This is a genomic window from Azospirillum sp. A26 (genome assembly GCF_042604635.1).
Lineage (GTDB): Bacteria > Pseudomonadota > Alphaproteobacteria > Azospirillales > Azospirillaceae > Azospirillum > Azospirillum palustre.
The window spans coordinates 1,843,540-1,862,047 of sequence record NZ_CP170472.1 but is presented as its reverse complement, the minus strand read 5'-3'; the positions used below and the strand labels follow the sequence as shown (position 1 = coordinate 1,862,047).

17 protein-coding genes are annotated in these 18,508 nt (G+C 68.7%); 10 read left to right on the top strand and 7 right to left on the bottom strand.

From position 1 onward, the window contains the following. Positions 1–113 precede the first annotated feature (113 nt). From ABNQ39_RS09440 to ABNQ39_RS09425, 4 genes are all read left to right on the top strand, one after another. A complete protein-coding gene (locus ABNQ39_RS09440; protein WP_376957133.1) occupies positions 114–3,143 on the top strand; it encodes a bifunctional [glutamine synthetase] adenylyltransferase/[glutamine synthetase]-adenylyl-L-tyrosine phosphorylase in 3,030 nt (1,009 codons plus the stop codon). A 44-nt stretch (positions 3,144–3,187) separates the two neighbouring features. Beyond that, positions 3,188–3,652, top strand: a complete 465-nt coding sequence (gene bcp, locus ABNQ39_RS09435) for a thioredoxin-dependent thiol peroxidase (protein ID WP_149229686.1) — start codon at positions 3,188–3,190, stop codon at positions 3,650–3,652. A gap of 216 nt (positions 3,653–3,868) precedes the next feature. Then, entirely contained in the window at positions 3,869–4,732 is an 864-nt protein-coding gene (locus ABNQ39_RS09430; RefSeq protein WP_376957130.1) for a hypothetical protein, read from the top strand. Positions 4,733–4,771: 39 nt separating this feature from the next. After that, positions 4,772–5,884, top strand: coding sequence for an anhydro-N-acetylmuramic acid kinase (locus tag ABNQ39_RS09425; RefSeq protein WP_376957127.1), 1,113 nt, complete (start codon positions 4,772–4,774; stop codon positions 5,882–5,884). Here the strand turns inward: ABNQ39_RS09425 and ABNQ39_RS09420 are convergent. Beyond that, positions 5,782–7,368 (bottom strand): hypothetical protein, encoded by a 1,587-nt coding sequence (locus ABNQ39_RS09420; protein WP_376957124.1) that lies wholly within the window; start codon positions 7,366–7,368, stop codon positions 5,782–5,784. The two genes, ABNQ39_RS09425 and ABNQ39_RS09420, sit on opposite strands and share 103 nt — an antisense overlap. 134 nt (positions 7,369–7,502) lie before the next feature. Next, positions 7,503–8,156, bottom strand: coding sequence for a leucyl/phenylalanyl-tRNA--protein transferase (aat, locus tag ABNQ39_RS09415; RefSeq protein WP_376959774.1), 654 nt, complete (start codon positions 8,154–8,156; stop codon positions 7,503–7,505). A 150-nt stretch (positions 8,157–8,306) separates the two neighbouring features. Here aat and ABNQ39_RS09410 point away from each other — a divergent pair, with 150 nt between their 5' ends. Next, on the top strand, positions 8,307–9,053 hold the full coding sequence (locus tag ABNQ39_RS09410; protein ID WP_376957121.1) for a ribonuclease T2 family protein: 747 nt from the start codon (positions 8,307–8,309) through the stop codon (positions 9,051–9,053). A 3-nt stretch (positions 9,054–9,056) separates the two neighbouring features. Here the strand turns inward: ABNQ39_RS09410 and ABNQ39_RS09405 are convergent, their stop codons facing one another. Then, on the bottom strand, positions 9,057–9,980 hold the full coding sequence (locus ABNQ39_RS09405) for an NAD(P)H-hydrate dehydratase (RefSeq protein ID WP_376957118.1): 924 nt from the start codon (positions 9,978–9,980) through the stop codon (positions 9,057–9,059). 39 nt (positions 9,981–10,019) lie between these two features. Further along, on the bottom strand, positions 10,020–10,784 hold the full coding sequence (locus tag ABNQ39_RS09400) for a histidine phosphatase family protein (RefSeq protein ID WP_174470874.1): 765 nt from the start codon (positions 10,782–10,784) through the stop codon (positions 10,020–10,022). Positions 10,785–10,981: 197 nt separating this feature from the next. On the opposite strand from ABNQ39_RS09400, the gene ABNQ39_RS09395 reads away from it, so the two are divergent. From ABNQ39_RS09395 to ABNQ39_RS09375, 5 genes are all read left to right on the top strand, one after another. Further along, the gene (locus ABNQ39_RS09395; RefSeq protein WP_376957114.1) at positions 10,982–12,088 is read left to right on the top strand and encodes an alkene reductase; all 1,107 of its coding nucleotides are present in this window, start codon (positions 10,982–10,984) and stop codon (positions 12,086–12,088) included. Positions 12,089–12,342: 254 nt separating this feature from the next. Beyond that, complete coding sequence (locus tag ABNQ39_RS09390) at positions 12,343–12,909, top strand: cold-shock protein (protein WP_098739171.1); 567 nt, start codon at positions 12,343–12,345, stop codon at positions 12,907–12,909. 417 nt (positions 12,910–13,326) lie between these two features. Continuing rightward, positions 13,327–13,947: a YgjV family protein gene (locus ABNQ39_RS09385; protein WP_376957110.1), complete on the top strand. Its 621-nt coding sequence runs from the start codon at positions 13,327–13,329 to the stop codon at positions 13,945–13,947. Beyond that, on the top strand, positions 13,944–14,651 hold the full coding sequence (locus ABNQ39_RS09380; RefSeq protein ID WP_376957107.1) for a Crp/Fnr family transcriptional regulator: 708 nt from the start codon (positions 13,944–13,946) through the stop codon (positions 14,649–14,651). Before ABNQ39_RS09385 ends, ABNQ39_RS09380 begins: the two co-directional genes overlap by 4 nt. 127 nt (positions 14,652–14,778) lie before the next feature. Further along, positions 14,779–15,447 carry an MT-A70 family methyltransferase gene (locus ABNQ39_RS09375; RefSeq protein WP_376957104.1) on the top strand — a complete coding sequence of 223 codons (669 nt, stop codon included), beginning with the start codon at positions 14,779–14,781 and terminating at the stop codon, positions 15,445–15,447. A 9-nt stretch (positions 15,448–15,456) separates the two neighbouring features. On the opposite strand, the gene ABNQ39_RS09370 is transcribed toward ABNQ39_RS09375, so the two are convergent. The 3 genes from ABNQ39_RS09370 to ABNQ39_RS09360 all read right to left on the bottom strand — a co-directional run bounded on the left by ABNQ39_RS09370 (position 15,457) and on the right by ABNQ39_RS09360 (position 18,464). Continuing rightward, on the bottom strand, positions 15,457–16,086 hold the full coding sequence (locus tag ABNQ39_RS09370) for an HAD family hydrolase (RefSeq protein WP_376957101.1): 630 nt from the start codon (positions 16,084–16,086) through the stop codon (positions 15,457–15,459). 13 nt (positions 16,087–16,099) lie between these two features. Beyond that, entirely contained in the window at positions 16,100–16,879 is a 780-nt protein-coding gene (locus ABNQ39_RS09365) for a DsbA family protein (RefSeq protein ID WP_376957098.1), read from the bottom strand. 154 nt (positions 16,880–17,033) lie between these two features. Further along, a complete protein-coding gene (locus tag ABNQ39_RS09360; RefSeq protein ID WP_376957095.1) occupies positions 17,034–18,464 on the bottom strand; it encodes an esterase-like activity of phytase family protein in 1,431 nt (476 codons plus the stop codon). Positions 18,465–18,508: the final 44 nt, after the last annotated feature.

The window sequence follows — 18,508 nt, the reverse complement described above, 5'->3', positions numbered from 1 at the left end:
GTGCGCCGGATCATCGGGCACCGTGAGGAAAAGACGGAGAATCGGCCCGATTGACCTTCTCGTCCGAGACGTGCAGCTTTCTGCACATGTTTTGAGCAGGAAAGACGGTTGCCATGCCCAGCCCCATCGCGTTCTCAAGCCCCTTGCCGAAGCCTTTCGACAGCGCGCAGGCGGCGCTGGGGATGGAGCGCTGGCGCCAGCAGGCCGCCGCGGCGGAGCCGGAGACCCGCGCCTGGGCGGAAGCCTTCGCCGATTCGGAGACCGGCCGGGCGCTGATCGGGGCGGTGTGCGGCAACAGCCCGTATCTCGGCCACAGCCTGACGCGGGAGTTGCCCTTCGTCGCCCGTACAGTGCAGGACGGCTTCGACGACACCTTCGCCGCGCTGATCGCCGCCCTCCATGCCGAGCATGGCGAGGAGAAATCGATGGACCGGCTGATGGCCGGCCTGCGGGTGGCGAAACGGCGGGCGGCGCTGCTGATCGCGCTGGCCGACATCACCGGCGCGTGGCCGCTGTTCCGCGTCACCGGCGCCCTGTCGGAGCTGGCGGAGACGGGGGTCCAGTTGGCCGCGAATTTCCTGCTGCGCCGCGCCGGGGAGGCGGGGACGCTGACGCTGCCGGATCCGCAGCGACCGTGGGTGGGTTCGGGCCTGATCGTTTTGGGCATGGGTAAGCTTGGCGGGCGCGAACTCAACTATTCCAGCGACATCGACCTGATCGTCCTGTACGACGACGCTGTTGTGCAGACGCCCCAGCCGGACAACCTCGCGCGAACCTTCATCAGGCTCGCACGCGATCTTGTCCGCATTATGGATGAACGGACCAAGGACGGCTACGTCTTCCGCACCGACCTTCGGCTTAGGCCCGATCCCGGCGCCACGCCGCTGGCGGTTTCCGTCTCCGCAGCCGAAATTTATTACGGCAGCGTCGGTCAGAACTGGGAACGCGCGGCGATGATCAAGGCCCGTCCCATCGCCGGCGATCTAGAGGCGGGCGCCTCCTTTGTTCGCTTCCTGGAGCCCTTCGTCTGGCGCCGCAACCTGGATTTCGCTGCCATCCAGGACATCCATTCGATCAAGCGCCAGATCAACGCCCACAAGGGCCACCGCGAGGTGACGGTCAACGGCCACGACATCAAGGTCGGCCGCGGCGGCATCCGCGAGATCGAGTTCTTCGCCCAGACCCAGCAGCTGATCTTCGGCGGGCGCGACCCGCGCGTGCGAATCGCTCCGACCCTGATGGCGAACGAGGCGCTGCGCGACGTCGGCCGCGTGCCGCCGCAGACGGTGGAGGAGCTTGCCGGGGCCTATCATTTCCTGCGCCGTGTCGAACACCGAATCCAGATGATCGACGACCAGCAGACCCATCGTATTCCCGCCGACGATGCCGGGGTGGCGCATCTGGCGACCTTCCTCGGCTATGACGACCCCGCCGCCTTCCGGGCGGAACTGCTGGCGACGCTGGGGCAGGTCGAGGACCGCTATGCCGAGCTGTTCGAGGAGGCGCCATCGCTGTCCGGCCCCGGCAATCTGGTCTTCACCGGCACCGATCCCGATCCCGGCACGATGGAGACGCTGAAGGGCATGGGCTTCGCCGATCCGGCCCGCGTCATCAGCGTGGTGTCGGCCTGGCATCGCGGCCGCTACCGCGCCACCCGGTCCGGCCGGGCGCGGGAGCTGCTGACTGAACTGACGCCGGCCCTGCTGAGCGCACTGGCGAAGACTCCGGCCCCCGATTCGGCGCTGATGAACTTCGACGATTTCCTCGGCAAGCTGCCGGCCGGCGTCGGTCTGTTCTCCCTGTTCGTCGCCAATCCCTGGCTCTTGGAGCTGGTGGCGGAGATCATGGGCATCGCGCCGCAGATGGCGCAGACCCTGTCGCGCAACCCGTCGCTGCTTGACGCCGTGCTGTCGCCGGACTTCTTCGACCCGCTGCCGGGCAAGGAGGACGGGCTGGCCGACGACCATGCCCGCGTCATGGCGCCGGCCCGCGACTTCGAGGATGCGCTGACACTGTCGCGGCGCTGGACCAACGACCAGCGCTTCCGCGCCGGGGTGCATATCCTGCGCGGCATCACCGACGGTGACCGCTGCGGTGCCTTCCTGGCCGATCTGGCCGACATCGTCGTTCCCGACCTCGCCCGCCGGGTGGAGGAGGAGTTCGCCCAGCGCCACGGCCATATTCCCGGCGGTGCCTGGGTGGTGGTGGCGATGGGCAAGCTCGGCAGCCGGCAGCTGACCATCACGTCCGACATCGACCTGATCGTCATCTATGATGTGGCGCCGGGCCAAGGGGGCGGGGGCGGTCCCCGCTTGTCGGATGGCGCCAAGCCGCTGTCGCCCAACGAGTATTACATCAAGCTGACCCAGCGGCTGACCAACGCCATCACCGCCCCGATGGGCGACGGCCGGCTCTACGAGGTCGACATGCGGCTGCGCCCGTCGGGCAATGCCGGGCCGCTCGCCACTTCGCTGGACGCCTTCCTGAAATATCAGGCGACCGATGCCTGGACCTGGGAGCATATGGCCCTGACCCGCGCCCGGGTGATCGGCGGCGATGCGGAGCTGGCCGGGCGGGTGTCGGCGGCGATCCGCTCGGTGCTGACGGCGCCGCGCGATGCCGACCGGCTGCTGTGGGACGTGGCCGACATGCGGCGGCGGATCGAGAAGGAGTTCGGGACGACCAATGTCTGGAACGTCAAATACGCCCGCGGCGGTCTGATCGACATCGAGTTCATCGCCCAGTACCTGCAACTGCGCCATGGTCACGAGCGGCCGGACATCCTGCACATCGGCACCGCCAAGGCGCTGGGCTGCGCCGCCCGGACGGGGGCGCTGGCGCCGGAGGTGGCGGAGGATCTGGAGACGACGCTGCGGCTGTGGCGGCGGGTGCAGGGCTTCCTTCGTCTGACCACCGCCGGGGTGCTCGATCCCAATCAGGTGTCGCCCAGCCTGCTGGCCGGGCTGGTCCGCGCCGCCTTTCCTGCCGACTTTCAGGGCGAGCGTGAGCCTGGCACTGTTGACTTCCCCGAACTGGACCACAGAATCCGTGCCGTCGCCGCCCGCGCCCATGGTCATTTCAAGACCCTGGTCGAGGAACCGGCGGGCCGTCTGGCCCCACCCGCCACCACGCCTCCGGCCTGAGACCTCGTTTCCCGGCCGGCAAGAAGAAGGATAGTCAAGCAGCCATGACCGTAGACGTCGGAACGCCCGCCCCGGATTTCACCATGCCGACCGACGGCGGGGGCAGCGTCACGCTGTCGGCCCTGCGCGGCAAGCCGGTGGTTCTGTATTTCTACCCGAAGGACGACACGTCGGGCTGCACCTCGGAAGCCTGCGGCTTCCGTGACCAGCTGCCCGACTTTTCCGCCGTCGATGCGGTGGTGATCGGCGTGTCCAAGGACAGCGTCGCCAGCCACGACAAGTTCAAGGCGAAGCATGAGCTGACCTTCACGCTGGCGTCGGACACCGACGGCGCCGTTTGCGAGGCCTACGGCACCTGGGTCGAGAAGAGCATGTACGGCCGCAAGTACATGGGCATCGACCGCGCCACCTTCCTGATCGACAAGGACGGCGTGGTGCGCAATGTCTGGCGCAAGGTGAAGGTCACCGGCCATGTCGCAGCGGTTCTGAAGGCCGTGCAGGCACTCTAACCTTAAGCGGGAGGGCGGGGCGCCTTTTTCTCCCGGTTTGGACCGTAGGGGAAGACGTTCCGCCGGCCCGGCTATTCCTCCGGCGTGTGGGCGTACGCCACAAGGGTATTTTTAGAATCGCCCCAAACCTGCCTACACTTCGTGCATTCCGGCACCAGAGGCCGCGCAACCCACCGCGGTTTTGGTCCTTCGGCTGCCCCCAGGGATGCACATGCCATGAACGTTGCGAACATTGCCCGGCGCCTCGTCGCCGGAGAGCTTCACTATGCGCTGGGCCGGTTCGAGTCGGTCCGGCGCGGCTACAGCGCCCTGCGCCGGCTGTCTCCCCGGTCGCGCCAGCGGGCGCCGGCCGGCCCGCCCATCGCCTTGCCTCCGCTGCCGGCCACCCTGTTCGCTGGCCAGACCGTGGAGCGCGCGCTGGGCGACCTGCGTCGCGATTCGATCGCGTTCGGTTTCGACCTGCCCTGGTCGATGGTCGAGGAGATGGTGGAGTTCGCCACCCACTCCCCCCTGCAGCGGCGGCTGCGCGACGACCGCGTGTTCTATCGCCACGACGTCCGCAAGGGCCGGCTGGAGGACGGATCGCCCGCGGTGATGGGCATCGTCCCCGATCCGCTGGACTGCCCGGCGGTGCGCCGGGTCTGCCGCGATCCGCTGCTGATGGAATGTGCCGGCAAGTTCCTGGGCTTCCCCGCCACCAAGATCATCCCGCGCCTGTTCTGGAGCTTCGTCACCGACGCCACCGACGACGAGCGCCGCCAGCTGGGCCAGACCATCGACTGGCATTTCGACGTCCACGACTTCCATTTCTGTTCGGCGCAGTTCTACCTGACCGATGTCGGGCCGGGCGCTGGGGAGCATGCGCTGGTCCGCGGCAGCCATCACGGCAAGTCGCTGCGCATGCTGATGGGCTCCGCCAACGTCCGCGACGAGCAGCTTTTCACCCACTTCGACCGCGACCGCATCCTGGTGGTGGAGGGGCCGGCCGGCACCGGCTTCCTGGAGGACACCTCCTGCTACCACCGGGCCACTCCGCCGGCCAGCCGCGAGCGGCTGATGCTGCAGCTTTGGCTCAGCTGAGCTAGACTGCTCCGCATCGTCACAGGGGATGCGGAACGGATGATGGAAGCGAAGGAGGGGCTGCGCACGGTCGTCGGCCTGATGAGCGGCACGTCGATGGACGGCATCGACGCCGCTCTGCTGTGCACCGACGGCCGCGACCGGGTGGAGGCGCTGGACTTCCTGACCATCCCCTATGATGACGGCTTCCGGACCCGGCTGCGCGGCTGCCTCGGCAAAAGCGATGTCGGCGGCGGGCCGGTGGCGGAGGTCGAGCGCGACCTGACCGACGCCCATGCCGACGCGGTGCGCCGCCTGCTCGACAAGGCGGGCGTCGCGGCGGCGGAGGTCGAATTGATCGGCTTCCACGGCCACACCATCCATCACGATCCCGACCGGCGCATGACCTGCCAGATCGGCGACGGCGCCCGTCTGGCCGCGGCCACCGGCATCGCCGTGGTCAATGATTTGCGCAGCGCCGACGTCGCCGCGGGCGGGCAGGGCGCGCCGCTGGTTCCGCTGTTCCACCGGGCGCTGGCCCATGGGTTGCCACGCCCGCTCGCCGTCCTCAACATCGGCGGCGTCGCCAATGTCAGCTGGATCGGCTCCGACCCGCAGGAGGGGGAAGCCGATGTGGTCGCCTGCGACACCGGGCCGGGCAATGCCCTGATCGACGACTGGGTGCTGCGCCATGGGCTTGGCCGCTTCGATGACGGCGGCACGCTGGCGGCGGCGGGCCAGGTGGACGATGCGGTGCTGGCGGCGTTGATGGCCCATCCCTATTTCGGCCGCCCGGCGCCCAAGTCGCTGGACCGAGACGCCTTCGACCCGGCGCCGGTGGCGGCATTGTCGCCGCAGGACGGTGCGGCCACCCTGACCGCCTTCACCGCCGCATCGGTCGCCTCCGTCGTGCCCCATTTGCCGGCGCCGCCGGTGCGCTGGCTGGTCTGCGGCGGCGGGCGCCACAACGCCACGCTGATGGCGATGCTGGCCGACCGGCTGGGCGTGCCCGTCTTGCCGGCCGACACCGTCGGTTGGGACGGCGACGCGCTGGAGGCGCAGGCCTTCGGCTATCTCGCCGTGCGCAGCAGGCTGGGGCTGCCGCTCAGCCTGCCGGCGACCACCGGGGTGCCGGTGCCCATGCCCGGCGGCGTGTTCCACCCGGTCGGCTGACCGGAGCCGGTGCGCCCCGTCTGGCTGGCGGGCAGGGCATTGCGGCTGGCATCGCGGCTGCGGGCCGTCGCCAGCAGAACCAATGCTGCGAAGGGCACGAGCCAGATCACGCGGTTCTGATAGCGGTCATGGACGGCCGACAGCCCGCCGGTGACGACGGCGTTCAGCGTCAGCCCCATGCCGATCACCAGGATCAGCATCCGCACCCGCGCGTCGACCCGCCGCCAGCGCCCCAGCCCCAGCGCGGCCAGCCCCAGCATGCCGAGCGACAGCGACAGATCCTGGACCCGAGCCAGCCCGTCGCGGGGAAAGCGCTGCTGCGTTTGCAGCGACCGGTCGAAGGCGTCATAGACCGCTGCCGGGAAACGGCTGAACAGGCGGCGGGTCAGCGGCTTGACCGGGTCGTTGATGGTGTCGTCGGGCTGGACCTCCACGAACTGGTCGGCGGCATTCGCCAGCCCATGCGCGGCGACCGCAGCCGGGCGGCTGGCGATGGTGTTGTGAGCGATCTCCGCCGCCTCCGCCACGAAGCGGGGCTGGTCGCCGAAGCGGCGGCGGGCACCGTCGGGGTGCCAGAGGAAATAGTCGGAGGTGACGTAGCCGGGCGCGCTGCGGTCCAGCGTATCGAGGCTGCCGCACAGCAGGTAGTCGCGGCTGGGGCAGGCCTCCGCCAGATAGTCGCGCGCCGGACCGTCGCCGATCAGCCGGGCGAGCAGGAACACGGGCGAGCTTTCGGACAGCACCGGCCGGCCGGCGGTCAGCAGGTTGGAGCCGGTCAGCAGCCCGACCGCCAGCACCATCGGCAGCAGCACCCCCCAGGCCAGCGACCGCAGCATCGCGCGGTCGTGCCACAGCGCCCAAAGCGCGAGCAGAACGATCATCCCGCCCAGGATCGCCAGATGGCTGAGATGGGAGACGATCATGCCGGTGAGCGCCGCAACCGTCAGCAGCCGCTGTACGAGGGTCAGGGCCGGCCAGCGGACGACGACGACATAGACCAGCAGGATCACCAGCCCGGTCAGGAAATCCGGCATGATCGTCGCGGCGTGCAGAGACAGGCTGGTGGTCAGCCCCAGCACCGCGGCGATGCCGAGGAACAGCACCGGCCGCTCCGGCGCTCCCGCCGCGGTCAGGGCCGCGCGCAGGACGGCCGCCGCCAGGATGCCCTGGGCGAGCGGGATCAGCCAGACGCCCCAGCCGCCGGCGAAGGGCAGCAGGAACAGCATGTAGCCGAAGGGCCGCAGGAAGAAGATGTTGGATGACGGGAGGCCGTGCGGCGACGGGTCCGGCGGCGGTGTCCAGGCTGGCTGGGCCGCCCGGTGCAGGATGTTGAAAGCCGGCTCCAGATAGCCCGGCGTGTCGTCGAAGGTCAGCGGAAAGCCGTTCAGCACCAGCAACGGTGCGCCGATCAGAGCCCCTGCCAGGATGATCGTCAGGACGGTGATCAGGGCAGGCGAAATCCAGGATGCGTTCCAGAAGCGCATGGGCGCCTTCCAGCCATTGCGGTGGATGCGCGGAGGATGGCTGCCGCCGTTGCGACGCACAACGGATCGGGGGTGGTAGAGCGGGGCGACGGGGCGGCGCTTCCGGGCATAACCCCCGGCGGCGGGATAATCCGTCAGCCGGGGGGCATTGCGGCCGACTCCAGCAGCTCGGCCAGCGCCGCCTGCTGGTCGACGCCGCGGAAGTCGGTCTTGCGCTCCATCGCCGCGGCAAGGCGGCGGCGGTACTCGTTGCGCGGGATTTCGACGGCGCCGAAGCGGCTGAGATGCTCGGTCACGAACTGGGTGTCGAGCAGGGCGAAGCCGGCGGCGCGCAGCCGGGCGACCAGATGGACCAGCGCCACCTTGCTGGCCCCGGTCTCGCGGCTGAACATGCTCTCGCCGAAATAGGCGCCGCCGATCGCCACCCCGTACAGCCCGCCGACCAGCCGGCCGTCGCGCCAGCATTCCACGCTGTGGGCGAAGCCGGCATCGAACAGATCGCCGTAAAGGCGGACGATGTCGTCGTTGATCCAGGTCTTCGGCCGCTCTTCCGTCGCTTCGGCGCAACCCTCGATCACCGCGCGGAAGGCGCTGTCGAAGCGTAGGTCGAACGGACAGCGCCGCAGCGTCTTGCGCAGGCTGCGCGCCACATGGAAGCCGTCCAGCGGCAGGATGCCGCGGCGTTCCGGATCGAACCAGTGAAGCTCCCGCGATTCGGCGCTTTCGGCCATCGGGAAGATGCCGGCGGCATAGGCGCGCAGCAGAATCGGGGCGGACAGGGTGAACATGCCGGTCACTATACCCTCTGCCGGGACGGAACGCGCAAACGTTCGGCACAGTGAGATTTGGCCGGGTGATGCCGGTGTCGAGACCCCGCGACAGAAACATCCTTCCATGGTATGCAACGCAGGGAAGCATAGATCTGGGGGAAGACCGTCATGCGAAGCGCCGCCGCCGCCATCCTGTCCGTTCTGGTTGCCGGACTGTTCACCGCAAGCCCCTCCTGGGCGCAGAGGCGGGCGGAACCGGGGACCTTCGATTACTACATCCTGTCGCTGTCCTGGACGCCGACCTACTGCGCCCGCGACAAGAACGGCCCCGATCCCGACCAGTGCGGCGACCGGAAATACGGCTTCGTCGTCCATGGCCTGTGGCCGCAGTACAATGACGGCAGCTATCCCGCCACCTGCACCCGCGACCGCAACCTGCCCAAGGCGGTGGTGGACCAGACCATGCCGGTTATGCCGAGCGTCGGGCTGATGATGCATGAATGGCGCAAGCACGGCACCTGCTCCGGCCTGACCGCGACCGACTATTTCGCCAAGCTGCGCGCCGCCGCGGCCAAGGTGGCGATCCCCGAGACGATCAGGACGCCCGGCCCGACCGTGCCGGCGACCCAGGTGGAACGACTGTTCCTCGACGCCAATCCCGGCCTGACGGCGGAAGGGGTGGCGGTCATCTGCTCCCGCCGCGACGTGTCGGAGGTGCGGGTCTGCCTGAACAAGGATCTGGGCTTCGTCGCCTGCGGCCAGAAGGTGGTCGACCGCTGCCGCGACCGCGATGCGGCCCTATCGGCCGACGTCGCGCCGTCGCAACCGCGCCGCAGCATGACGCCCCCGGCCACCCCGGCCCTGCCGCCGGCCCCAGCCCCAGCCCCGGCCAGCGTCGGCGCCCCGGTGCGGTAAGGATCAGCGGCCGTCCGAGTCGCTCGCCAGCGCCACCATCACCGCCGGGATCTCCGCCAGCAGTTCGCGGGCGAGGAAGCCCAGCGGGCCGATGCGGCGGGTCAGACGGTTGCCTGCCTCGCCATGCAGGTAGACACCCCAGATTGCGGCCTGTTCCGGGCTGGCGCCGCGGGCCAGCAGGCCGGTGACGATCCCGGCCAGCGTGTCGCCGGATCCGGAGGTCGCCAGCCCCACCGTACCGCCGCGGTAGGCCCAGGCGCGGCCGTCCGGGGCGACGATGCGGGTGCAGCTTCCCTTCAACGCCACCACCGCCTTCAACTGGTCCGCCGCCTGCCTCGCGCAGCCGAGCGGATCGGCATCCACACGGTCGCGGGAACAGCCGAGCAGCCCGGCCATCTCGCCGGCATGGGGGGTGATCACCACGCGGCCCTCATGACGGTGCAAAGCCGCCGCGTTCCGGCGCAACCCGGCCAGCGCTCCGGCATCCAGCACGAAGCATGGCCCGTCCTCGCCCGCCTCAAGCCGGGTCAGCAGTTCTGCGGTCAGGTCGGCGACCGCCGCCTCGTTCATCATGCCGGGACCGATCAGCACCGTGTCGCAGCGCGAGGCCCGCTCGGACAGCGCCCCGGCCGAATCGGGGGCGATTTCGCCGTCGGCGGTCTCGGGCAGCCCGGCGACCAGCGCCTCCGGCAGGGCGAGTCCCAGATGGGGCGCGATGCTGGCTGCGGTGGCGATCTGCAACTTGCCGGCTCCCGCCCGCAGCACACCGATCCCGGCGAGCAAGGCACCACCCGGAACCGGAACGCTGCCGGCAACCACCAGCACCCGGCCGCGGGTTTCCTTGTCGCCGTGACCGTCCGGCTGGGGCAGGGGCATGCCACGCAAAAGCTCGGTGGTGACGGGGATTTCCTCGGCTGGGGCGTCCAATCGCTCCTCCTCGGCGGGTGGCAAGTGGTGGATGGCGGCTTAGCGGGCGGCGATGGCGGCGTCCGGCTCGGCAGTGACCGGGGCGCCGGCCTCCTCCAGCGGAGCGACGAAGTTGTAGCGGTGCAGCAGCAGTCCGCCGCGAGGGCCCGCTTGGGCGTCGAATCGGTATTCGGTGACGGAACAGTTGGCGACGTCGCCGGCCGCGTCGATGGCCAGGATCTCCTCCTCCGTCAGGTTCTCCAACAGGTAGCGCAGGCACAGCACCACCACCTGGTGCCCGACGATCAGCACCCGCCGGCCACCGTGATGCAGGCTGACGGTGTCGAGCGCGCTGCGCAGCCGCAGGATCACGTCGCACCAGCTCTCGCCCCCCGGCGGCCGGTGATAGAACTTGCCGAGCAGGCGGCGGAACTCGGCTTGCTCGGGAAATTCCTGGCGGATGCCGGCGGTGGTCAGCCGGTCGAGCACGCCGAACTCCTTCTCGCGCAGCCGCTCGTCGACGACGAAGTCGTTGGGGTGGACCGGCATTCCGCCCGACTGGTGCAGCCGTTCCGCCGTGCGCATCGCCCGCCGGTAGGGCGAGGTCAGCACCACGTCCGGCCGCTCCACCGCCGGCATGGCGGCGAACCAGCGGCCGAGCGCGTCGGACTGCCGCTCGCCCAGCGGGCTGAGCGGAACGTCCACGTCGCGCTCGGCGATGTCGATCCGGCTGAGTCCGGCGGCGTGCGCGGCGTCGCGGGCGACGTTCCCGGCGCTTTCGCCGTGGCGGACGATCCAGAGGCGGTCGGGCCAGGGATGCTGCATCGGCGGTTCCGTTTCTTGTTGAGGGAATCTGCCGGGAATAACCGCTGGGGAGCCCGAAAGGTCCCGCAGAAGTCTCCGACCCGGTATGGCAGCCATGCCGCCCTTCCGGTTTCTGCGGTGCAGCGGAGCCTTGCCGGAGGCCGATGGCGCGCCACACTTTCCTGTCCAGTTTCCAAAACATACAGAATGGATCGGACATGACGGACAGCCAGGACGCGGCCCCCCTGTTCCAGCCGGTGACGATCGGGCGCTACACCCTGCCCAACCGCATCGCCATGGCGCCGCTGACCCGCAGCCGCACCGACAACGCCACCGGCGTGCCGACCGCGATGAACGCCGAATATTACGCCCAGCGCGCCACCGCCGGCCTGATCGTCGCGGAGGCGACCCAGATCTCGCCGCAGGGCAAGGGCTATGCCTACACCCCCGGCATCCACAGCGCCGAACAGGTGGCGGGCTGGAAGCTGGTGACCGACGCCGTCCATGCGAAGGGCGGACACATCTGCCTGCAACTCTGGCATGTCGGCCGCATCTCTCACCCCGACCTGCAGCCGGGCGGCGCCCTGCCGGTGGCACCGTCGGCGGTCAAGCCGGAGATGAAGGCCTTCACCGTCGACGGCTTCAAGGACATCCCGACCCCGCGGGCGCTCGATGTGTCGGAACTGCCGGGGATCGTCGAGGATTACCGCCGTGCCACCCGCAATGCGCTGGCCGCCGGCTTCGACATGGTGGAGGTGCATGCCGCCAACGGCTATCTGATCGACCAGTTCCTGCGCGACGGTACCAACAAGCGCACCGACGCCTATGGCGGTTCCGTCGAGAATCGCGCCCGTTTCCTGTTCGAGGTGCTGGACGCCGTGGTGGCGGAGGCCGGGGCCGACCGCGTCGGCATCCGTCTGTCGCCGTTGAGCCCGGCCAACGACGCCCAGGAAAGCGACCCGGTCGGCACCTTCAGCCCGGTGATCCGCCGTCTGAACGGCTACGGTCTGGCCTATCTGCACATGATCGAGGGCGTGACCCGCGGCCCGCATCCCGGATTCAGCGGCGATCTCGCCGAACTGCGCGGGCTCTATACCGGCCGCTACATGGCCAATAACGTCTATGACCGCGCCATGGCGATCCAGGCGACGGCGAACGGTCATGCCGACATGATCGCCTTCGGCCGGCCCTTCATCTCCAACCCCGATCTGGTGGAGCGGCTGCGCATCGACGCCCCGCTGGCCGAACCGGACCAGAAGACCTTCTATGGCGGCGACCGCCACGGCTACACCGACTATCCCACATTGAAGCAGTCGGCCGGCTGATCCGGCGGCGCACGGGGGGCGTGCATAAACCGTCCGAGTCGCACCGCCGGTCGCGGTACTGGGGTGCCGGGGATGGGGGTGGAGCGGCACTTCGGTGCTGCTTTTGCCCGGCCGGCGAGCCGGCGGGTGGGGAAGCGTAAGCCTGGGGTGAGGCAATTAACGGCGATTCGGTCATCTTTCCTTTGGAAGGCTTGACCTGGGATCGGATACCTGTGACAACAGACTTTCGGCACACTCTATGAGCTTGAAGACACATGTTCGACCGCCCGCCCCGCCAGGGCTTCCGCGCTCCCGAGATCACCAAGTCCAACGTCACCGCCACCGTGAAGTGGTTTAACCCCACCAAGGGGTTCGGCTTCGTGTCGCCTGAGGACGGTTCGCCCGATGCCTTCCTGCACGTCTCTGCGGTTCAGGCCGCCGGCTACGACGCGCTGGACGAAGGCACCACCATCACCTGCGACCTGGCCCGTGGGCCGAAGGGTCCGCAGGTTGCCTCCATCCACACGGTCGATACGTCGACCGCTCAGCGTTCGGCCCGTCCGCGGACGACCGGTGGCTTCGACCGTGGCGGCTATGACCGCGGCGGCTACGATGCCGGCGGCAGCACCGGTGGCGAAGAAGTCGACGGCACCGTGAAGTGGTTCAATGCCGATAAGGGCTTTGGCTTCATCACGCCCAGCACCGGTGGCAAGGACGTCTTCGTCCACGTCAACGTGCTGCGCCGTTCGGGCATGCAGACCCTCCAGGAGGGCGATCAGGTGCGCGTCACCGTTCGCCAGGGCCAGAAGGGTCCGGAAGCGGGCAAGGTCGAGTACCTGTAAGGCTCCGGAATATCCGGGCCTCGGTCGTAACGGCGTTCGTCCTCTCCGGACGCACGCCGCATCGGCTGGCTCCGCTTGGCTGAAAAGCCTGACGAAGCCCCGAGCCGCCTTGGCTCCGGGCTTCCCGGTGAGAGTCCGGACTTTCAGCGCACGGTGCCTCCCTTCGGGGGCGCGCCGTGCGTTCCTGTCTTTTATTCTGCTGCTTTTGCGGTCCTGGCTCGTGAGTGATCCGGCCGTGGCTCCAGTTCGGCCCGGCTGTTCGTTGCCTGTGTCTTCTCCGCTCTTTTCTGTTTCCTCCCGTCTGCTTTTTTGGCGCCGCCCTCCGGGGCGGCCGGCGCGGGTGAATCAGCCGGCCTGTCCAGGCTGGCTTGCTGGTCTCTTTCCTGCTGCCCCAAGCTGTCGAAGGCGCGATTCGGCATGAACGAGTTGCTGACCGTCCTGCTCCCGGGCGCTGAGGGCGGCGGATGGTCCCTGGCGCAGTTGGTGGGATTTTGCGGCACGCTCGGCGGCATGCTCTGGCCCTTTTTTCGCAGCCGCACCGGCATGCTGCTGGTGCAACTGGTGCCCTGCCTGTGTTTCGCCCTGCATTTCGCCATGGTGGGCTCTCCGACGGCGGCGGCGCTGAACGGGCTGGCGGCGCTTCAGGTGGTGGCGGCGCTGGCGATTGGCGGCCGGCCGGCCTTCCGCATCGCCTATCTGCTGATTCTGCCGGTGATTGCCGCGGTGATGGCCCTCACCTGGTCCGGCCTGCCCTCGGCCTTCGCCGCGGCGGGAATGGCGCTGATCAGCCTCGCCCGCTACCAAACACAGGTTGCGCGCTTCCGCGGCACCATGCTGGTGGCTTTGCCCTGTTGGTTCGTGCACAACAGTCTGGTGGGATCGGTGCCGGCGATGATCTCGGACGTCACCGGCATCGTCGTCAATGGCTGGATGCTGCTGCGTGGCACCGGGTCGGCGGCCTCATCGACATTGATGGCGACACCAATGGCCCCACCAACACCAATTCCGTCGGCAAGCGGAGAGGGGAAGCTGCCATGACCGTCAACCATTCGAACCTGTCGGCGGAAGACGCCGCCGCACTGCGCGCGATCCCGCTGTTCGCCAAGCTGAGCGACCGTGCGGTGTCGCTGCTCGGCGGCGTCGCCATCGTGCGGCCGGTGTCGCGTGGCACCACCCTGTTCCTGCAGGACGAGACGGCCGACCGTTTCTTCGTCCTGCTCGACGGCTGGGTGAAGCTGTACCGCCTGACCCGCGACGGGACAGAGGCGGTGGTGCATGTCATCGGCCCGGCGGAAAGCTTCGCCGAGGCCGCCATGTTCGCCGACGGCAAATTCCCGGTCTGTGCGGAGGCGGTGACCGACGCCCGCGTGATGACCCTGACCGCCGACGGATTCGCCCGCTGCCTGCGCGAGGATGATCGCATCGCCTTCGGCATGCTGGGCTCGCTGTCGGTCCGGCTGCGCCATCTGGTGACGCAGATCGAACAGCTCCAGGTCCAGCCGGCGCCGCAGCGGGTCGCCGCCTTCCTGATGCGCGTCTGCCCGCAGGGCGACGGGCCGGCGCAGTTCCAGCTTCCCTTCGACAAGGCGTTGATCGCCCGCCGCCTGGGCATGCAGCCGGAAACCCTGTCGCGGGCCCTGGCCAAGCTGCGGGCCGTGGGGGTGGACACCCAGGGGCTGATCGTCAACGTCGCCGAGCGTGCCGCCCTGCGCGCCATGGCGGAGGCCGGCGAGGAGGAGTGACGGGACCGCGGTGCCGGCGGCTGTGACAGCATCGGCTCCGCGGTTCAGACCGGATTGACGGCGCAGTCCCCCCGTGCGAGTTTGCACCCCTTCCGGTACCGCATTTGTTCAGGATTTCGAGGCAGCGATGGGCGACAGCAAGACGGTGGAGACGGCATCGGATCCGGCGCAGGATCTGGTGGCCTTCGCCGGTGACCGGCGCTTCGCCACCGTGATGGCGGACCCGCCCTGGCGCTTCGTCAACCGCACCGGCAAGATGGCGCCGGAGCACCGCCGCCTGTCGCGTTACGGCACCATGACGGTGGAGGACATCTGCGCCCTGCCGGTCGCCGACATCGCGGCCCCGACCGCGCATCTCTATCTCTGGGTCCCCAACGCCCTGCTGCCGGAAGGCTTGCAGGTGATGCGCAGCTGGGGGTTCGAATACAAGACCAACCTGATCTGGCACAAGGTGCGCAAGGATGGCGGGTCGGACGGGCGCGGCGTCGGCTTCTACTTCCGCAACGTGACCGAACTGATCCTGTTCGGCGTGCGCGGCAAGAAGGCCCGGACGCTGCCGCCCGGCCGCACACAAGTCAATCTGATCGAAAGCCGCAAGCGAGAGCACAGCCGCAAGCCCGACGAGCAGTATGAACTGATCGAGTCCTGCAGCCCCGGCCCCTATCTGGAGATGTTCGCCCGCGGCGCCCGGCCCAACTGGTCGGTCTGGGGCAATCAGGCCGACGACGGCTATGAGCCGACCTGGAAGACCTACGCCTTCAACTCCGCCACCGACCGCGAGGCGGCAGCGGAGTAGGGGGCCGCGTTACAGCAGCCCCAGCGCATCCAGATCGCGCCGCAATGCCTCGGCACCCAGGAACAGGTGCGCCGACATTCCCACCGACTTCGCCGCCTCGACATTGTCGGGGTTGTCGTCGATGAAATAGCACTCCTTCGGATCGAGGCCGTAACGATCCGTCAGCAGCCGATAGATCGCCGGATCGGGCTTCACCAGCCGTTCCGCACCCGAAACGATGATCCCGTCGAAGCCGTTCAGGAAGTCGAAGCGCTTGCGCGTCAGTTCGAACTTCTCGACCGAGAAGTTGGTGATGGCGTAGACGGGGACACCGCGGGCCTTCAACTCCGCCAGAATGTCCGGAGTGCCGGGGATCGGGCCGGGCACCATGCGCTCCCACATGTCGTCATAGGCGCGGATCAGCTCGGCGCAGTCCGGATGTTCCTCGGTCAGCAGGGCGACCGCGTCCTTCCAGGGGCGGCCGCGGTCCTGCTCCAGGTTCCAGGCGGGGGTGCAGACCCCGTCGAGGAAATCCTCCATCAGGTCTTCGTAGCCGTCGAACAGCTCGCGGTAGAGATGCCGCGGGTCCCATTCGATCAGCACCTGCCCGACGTCGAAGACGACGACGGACGGCTTGGCCCGCTCGGTCATTCCGGTCATTGAACGATCCGCCTCAACCCTTGGCGCGGGCGGCGTCGGTCAGCCGCTTCATGTCGTCCAGCTTGATGGCGCCCGGCACCAGCTCGTCACCGAAGACGAAGGCGGGGGTGCCGCGGATGTTCAGCTTCTCGGCAAGCGCCTGATTGGCGGCGATCACCTTCAGCACGTCCGGCGATTCCATGTCCTTCTTCAGCCGGTCGGTGTCGAGGCCGACCGACTTGGCCAGCCGCATGATGACCGCCTCGTCCAGCTGGCCGCGCTGGGCCATCAGGGCATTGTGGAATTCGACATATTTGCCCTGCCCACGGGAGGCGAGCGCCGCCTTGGAGGCGACCAGGGACGCCGGCCCCAGGATCGGGAATTCCTTCAGCACGAAGCGCAGCTTGGAATCGCCCTTGATCAGCGACTGGGTGTCGGCCTGCACCGCCTTGCAGTAGCCGCACTGGTAATCGAAGAACTCGACGACCGTAACGTCGCCCTGCGGGTTGCCGATGACCGGATCGGCGGGGTTGCGGAGCAGCTCCTGCTTGTTCTCGGTCAGCGCCTTGCGGGCCTGTTCGGCCTCCGCGGTCTTCTGGCGCTCCTGCATGGCGTCGACGGCCTGTAGGATCACCTCCGGATGCTCCATCAGATAGTCACGGACGATCTTCTCGATGGCAGCCTTCTGGTTGCCGTCGAAGCTCGCCGATTGCGCATGGGCCGGGGCGGCGGCGGACAGCGCCAGCGCCGCGACGGGCAGGGCGAGCAGGGCGGAACGCAGAAACGGCAGGGCGGGGCGCATAAGGCGGCGCATGGGGGGCGGTCTCCGAAACACGAAGGACATTGGGCCGAAGGCCGCCCACACTGGACCGACAATCCGGTCCGGACAAGCGCAAAACGCCTGCCCGGACCTCACGTTTCAGCGAGCGGCCATCACCCATCGGCCGTCACCCGCCACCCATCGGCCGTCAGCGGGCGCGCAGCAGTTCGCCCACCGACAGCAGAGCCATCTCGTCGCCGTCGGCCTTGCCGATGGTCCGGCCGGTGGAGTAGGGCAGGTTGTTGTCGTTGACGACGACGATGTGGTCGCCATCGACGATGTTCACCCCCTCAGGCCCGAGATGGGGCATGACGAAGCGGCCTTCCGGGGCCTGGCCGGCGCGGGCCTTGTGGTCGGGGTCGGCAATGTCGGTCAGGTCGATGTAGCCGACCTTGCGGACGAAGCCCTCGGCATCCGCCCCGGCGATGTCGATCTTGTAGATGCGCTTGAAGGCGGCCGGCGCGTTGAAGCAGTCCGGCTTGATCTCGCCCTGGCAGGCCTGGGTCTTCGCCCCTTCGGTCGTATCGTCGCGCTCGATCACCAAGGCGCTGCCGGCGTCGATCATCGCCATGTCGGCAACGACATTCGCGTTGTCCTCCAGCCTGTACTTCCACGACTTGCCGGTGTACGTGCGGCTGGCGACGTCGAATTCCAGGATGCGGGTGTACGCGCGGCCGTCCTTGTTCTCGAAAGCATTGGCGGCGGCGTTCCACAACGGACCTTCCAGCGACGGGTACAGCGTCTTGCCGTCCGGCGACACGCCCATCGGCTCGAACCCGCGGGAGCGGCGGACCTCGAAGCTGACGGTGCCCGGCACCGCCGGCAGGCCGTTGTTGCGGTAATGGTCGGGCGAGCGGGCCGGCTTGCCGTCGATCACCGTCTCATGGACCGCGATCACCACGCCGTCCCGGCTCAGCTCCAGGATATAAGGGCCGAACTCGTCGCCGATGAACAGGCGGTCGTTCTGGACCACCAGCGATTCGGGATCGAAATCGGCGCCGGTCAGGTAACGGCTGGTGGTGTTCTCGTTGACGATGGCGAAGGGGACCTTGCGGTCGGGATCGCGCAGGAAGGTCGTTTCCAGCCGCTGCGTGGCGCCGCTCTGCCAGTCCGGCTTGACCCGGTGGACCATCAGCAGGGCATCGACCGAGTTCACCTTGCTGCCGAAGCCGTTGTCGGTCAGGGCCAGGAACTCGCCATTGGGCTGCGGCACGACGGCGGAGAAGCCCTGCACCGCCTGGCCGGCGACCGGCAGCATGATCTCCGTCTCGCGCGGGGCCTTGGGGTCGGCGGCGAAGGAGGTGGCGCGGATGGTGCCCACGGCGTCGACGCGCTTGCGGTCGGCATTGGTGAACTTGCCGGCGGTGGCGAACAGCGGGCCGGCATCGGCCGGCGCCTGCACCAGCGTGTCGGCCGGCAGCACCGCATGGCCGGCGAGCGTGGCGGGATAGCGCTTGGCCAGCTGGTCCTGCGCCTGGGCGGCGGCAACGGTCAGGCTGGCGGACATCAGGGCGACGGTGGCGAGCAGGGCGCCACGCCAGGAGGGGAGGCGCCAGGACGGCAGGCGGACTGACGGCATGCGGTATACTCCGTGGACGGAACCGCGCGCCCTGTTTCACTCAG

Excerpts from the sequence above, each read along its gene's own strand:
- ABNQ39_RS09440 (WP_376957133.1), top strand. The coding sequence starts at position 114 with ATGCCCAGCCCCATCGCGTTCTCAAGCCCCTTGCCGAAGCCTTTCGAC.
- bcp (WP_149229686.1), top strand. The coding sequence starts at position 3,188 with ATGACCGTAGACGTCGGAACGCCCGCCCCGGATTTCACCATGCCGACC.
- ABNQ39_RS09430 (WP_376957130.1), top strand. The coding sequence starts at position 3,869 with ATGAACGTTGCGAACATTGCCCGGCGCCTCGTCGCCGGAGAGCTTCAC.
- ABNQ39_RS09425 (WP_376957127.1), top strand. The coding sequence starts at position 4,772 with ATGATGGAAGCGAAGGAGGGGCTGCGCACGGTCGTCGGCCTGATGAGC.
- ABNQ39_RS09420 (WP_376957124.1), bottom strand. The coding sequence starts at position 7,368 with ATGCGCTTCTGGAACGCATCCTGGATTTCGCCTGCCCTGATCACCGTC.
- aat (WP_376959774.1), bottom strand. The coding sequence starts at position 8,156 with ATGTTCACCCTGTCCGCCCCGATTCTGCTGCGCGCCTATGCCGCCGGC.
- ABNQ39_RS09410 (WP_376957121.1), top strand. The coding sequence starts at position 8,307 with ATGCGAAGCGCCGCCGCCGCCATCCTGTCCGTTCTGGTTGCCGGACTG.
- ABNQ39_RS09400 (WP_174470874.1), bottom strand. The coding sequence starts at position 10,784 with ATGCAGCATCCCTGGCCCGACCGCCTCTGGATCGTCCGCCACGGCGAA.
- ABNQ39_RS09395 (WP_376957114.1), top strand. The coding sequence starts at position 10,982 with ATGACGGACAGCCAGGACGCGGCCCCCCTGTTCCAGCCGGTGACGATC.
- ABNQ39_RS09390 (WP_098739171.1), top strand. The coding sequence starts at position 12,343 with ATGTTCGACCGCCCGCCCCGCCAGGGCTTCCGCGCTCCCGAGATCACC.
- ABNQ39_RS09385 (WP_376957110.1), top strand. The coding sequence starts at position 13,327 with ATGAACGAGTTGCTGACCGTCCTGCTCCCGGGCGCTGAGGGCGGCGGA.
- ABNQ39_RS09380 (WP_376957107.1), top strand. The coding sequence starts at position 13,944 with ATGACCGTCAACCATTCGAACCTGTCGGCGGAAGACGCCGCCGCACTG.
- ABNQ39_RS09375 (WP_376957104.1), top strand. The coding sequence starts at position 14,779 with ATGGGCGACAGCAAGACGGTGGAGACGGCATCGGATCCGGCGCAGGAT.
- ABNQ39_RS09370 (WP_376957101.1), bottom strand. The coding sequence starts at position 16,086 with ATGACCGGAATGACCGAGCGGGCCAAGCCGTCCGTCGTCGTCTTCGAC.
- ABNQ39_RS09365 (WP_376957098.1), bottom strand. The coding sequence starts at position 16,879 with ATGCGCCGCCTTATGCGCCCCGCCCTGCCGTTTCTGCGTTCCGCCCTG.
- ABNQ39_RS09360 (WP_376957095.1), bottom strand. The coding sequence starts at position 18,464 with ATGCCGTCAGTCCGCCTGCCGTCCTGGCGCCTCCCCTCCTGGCGTGGC.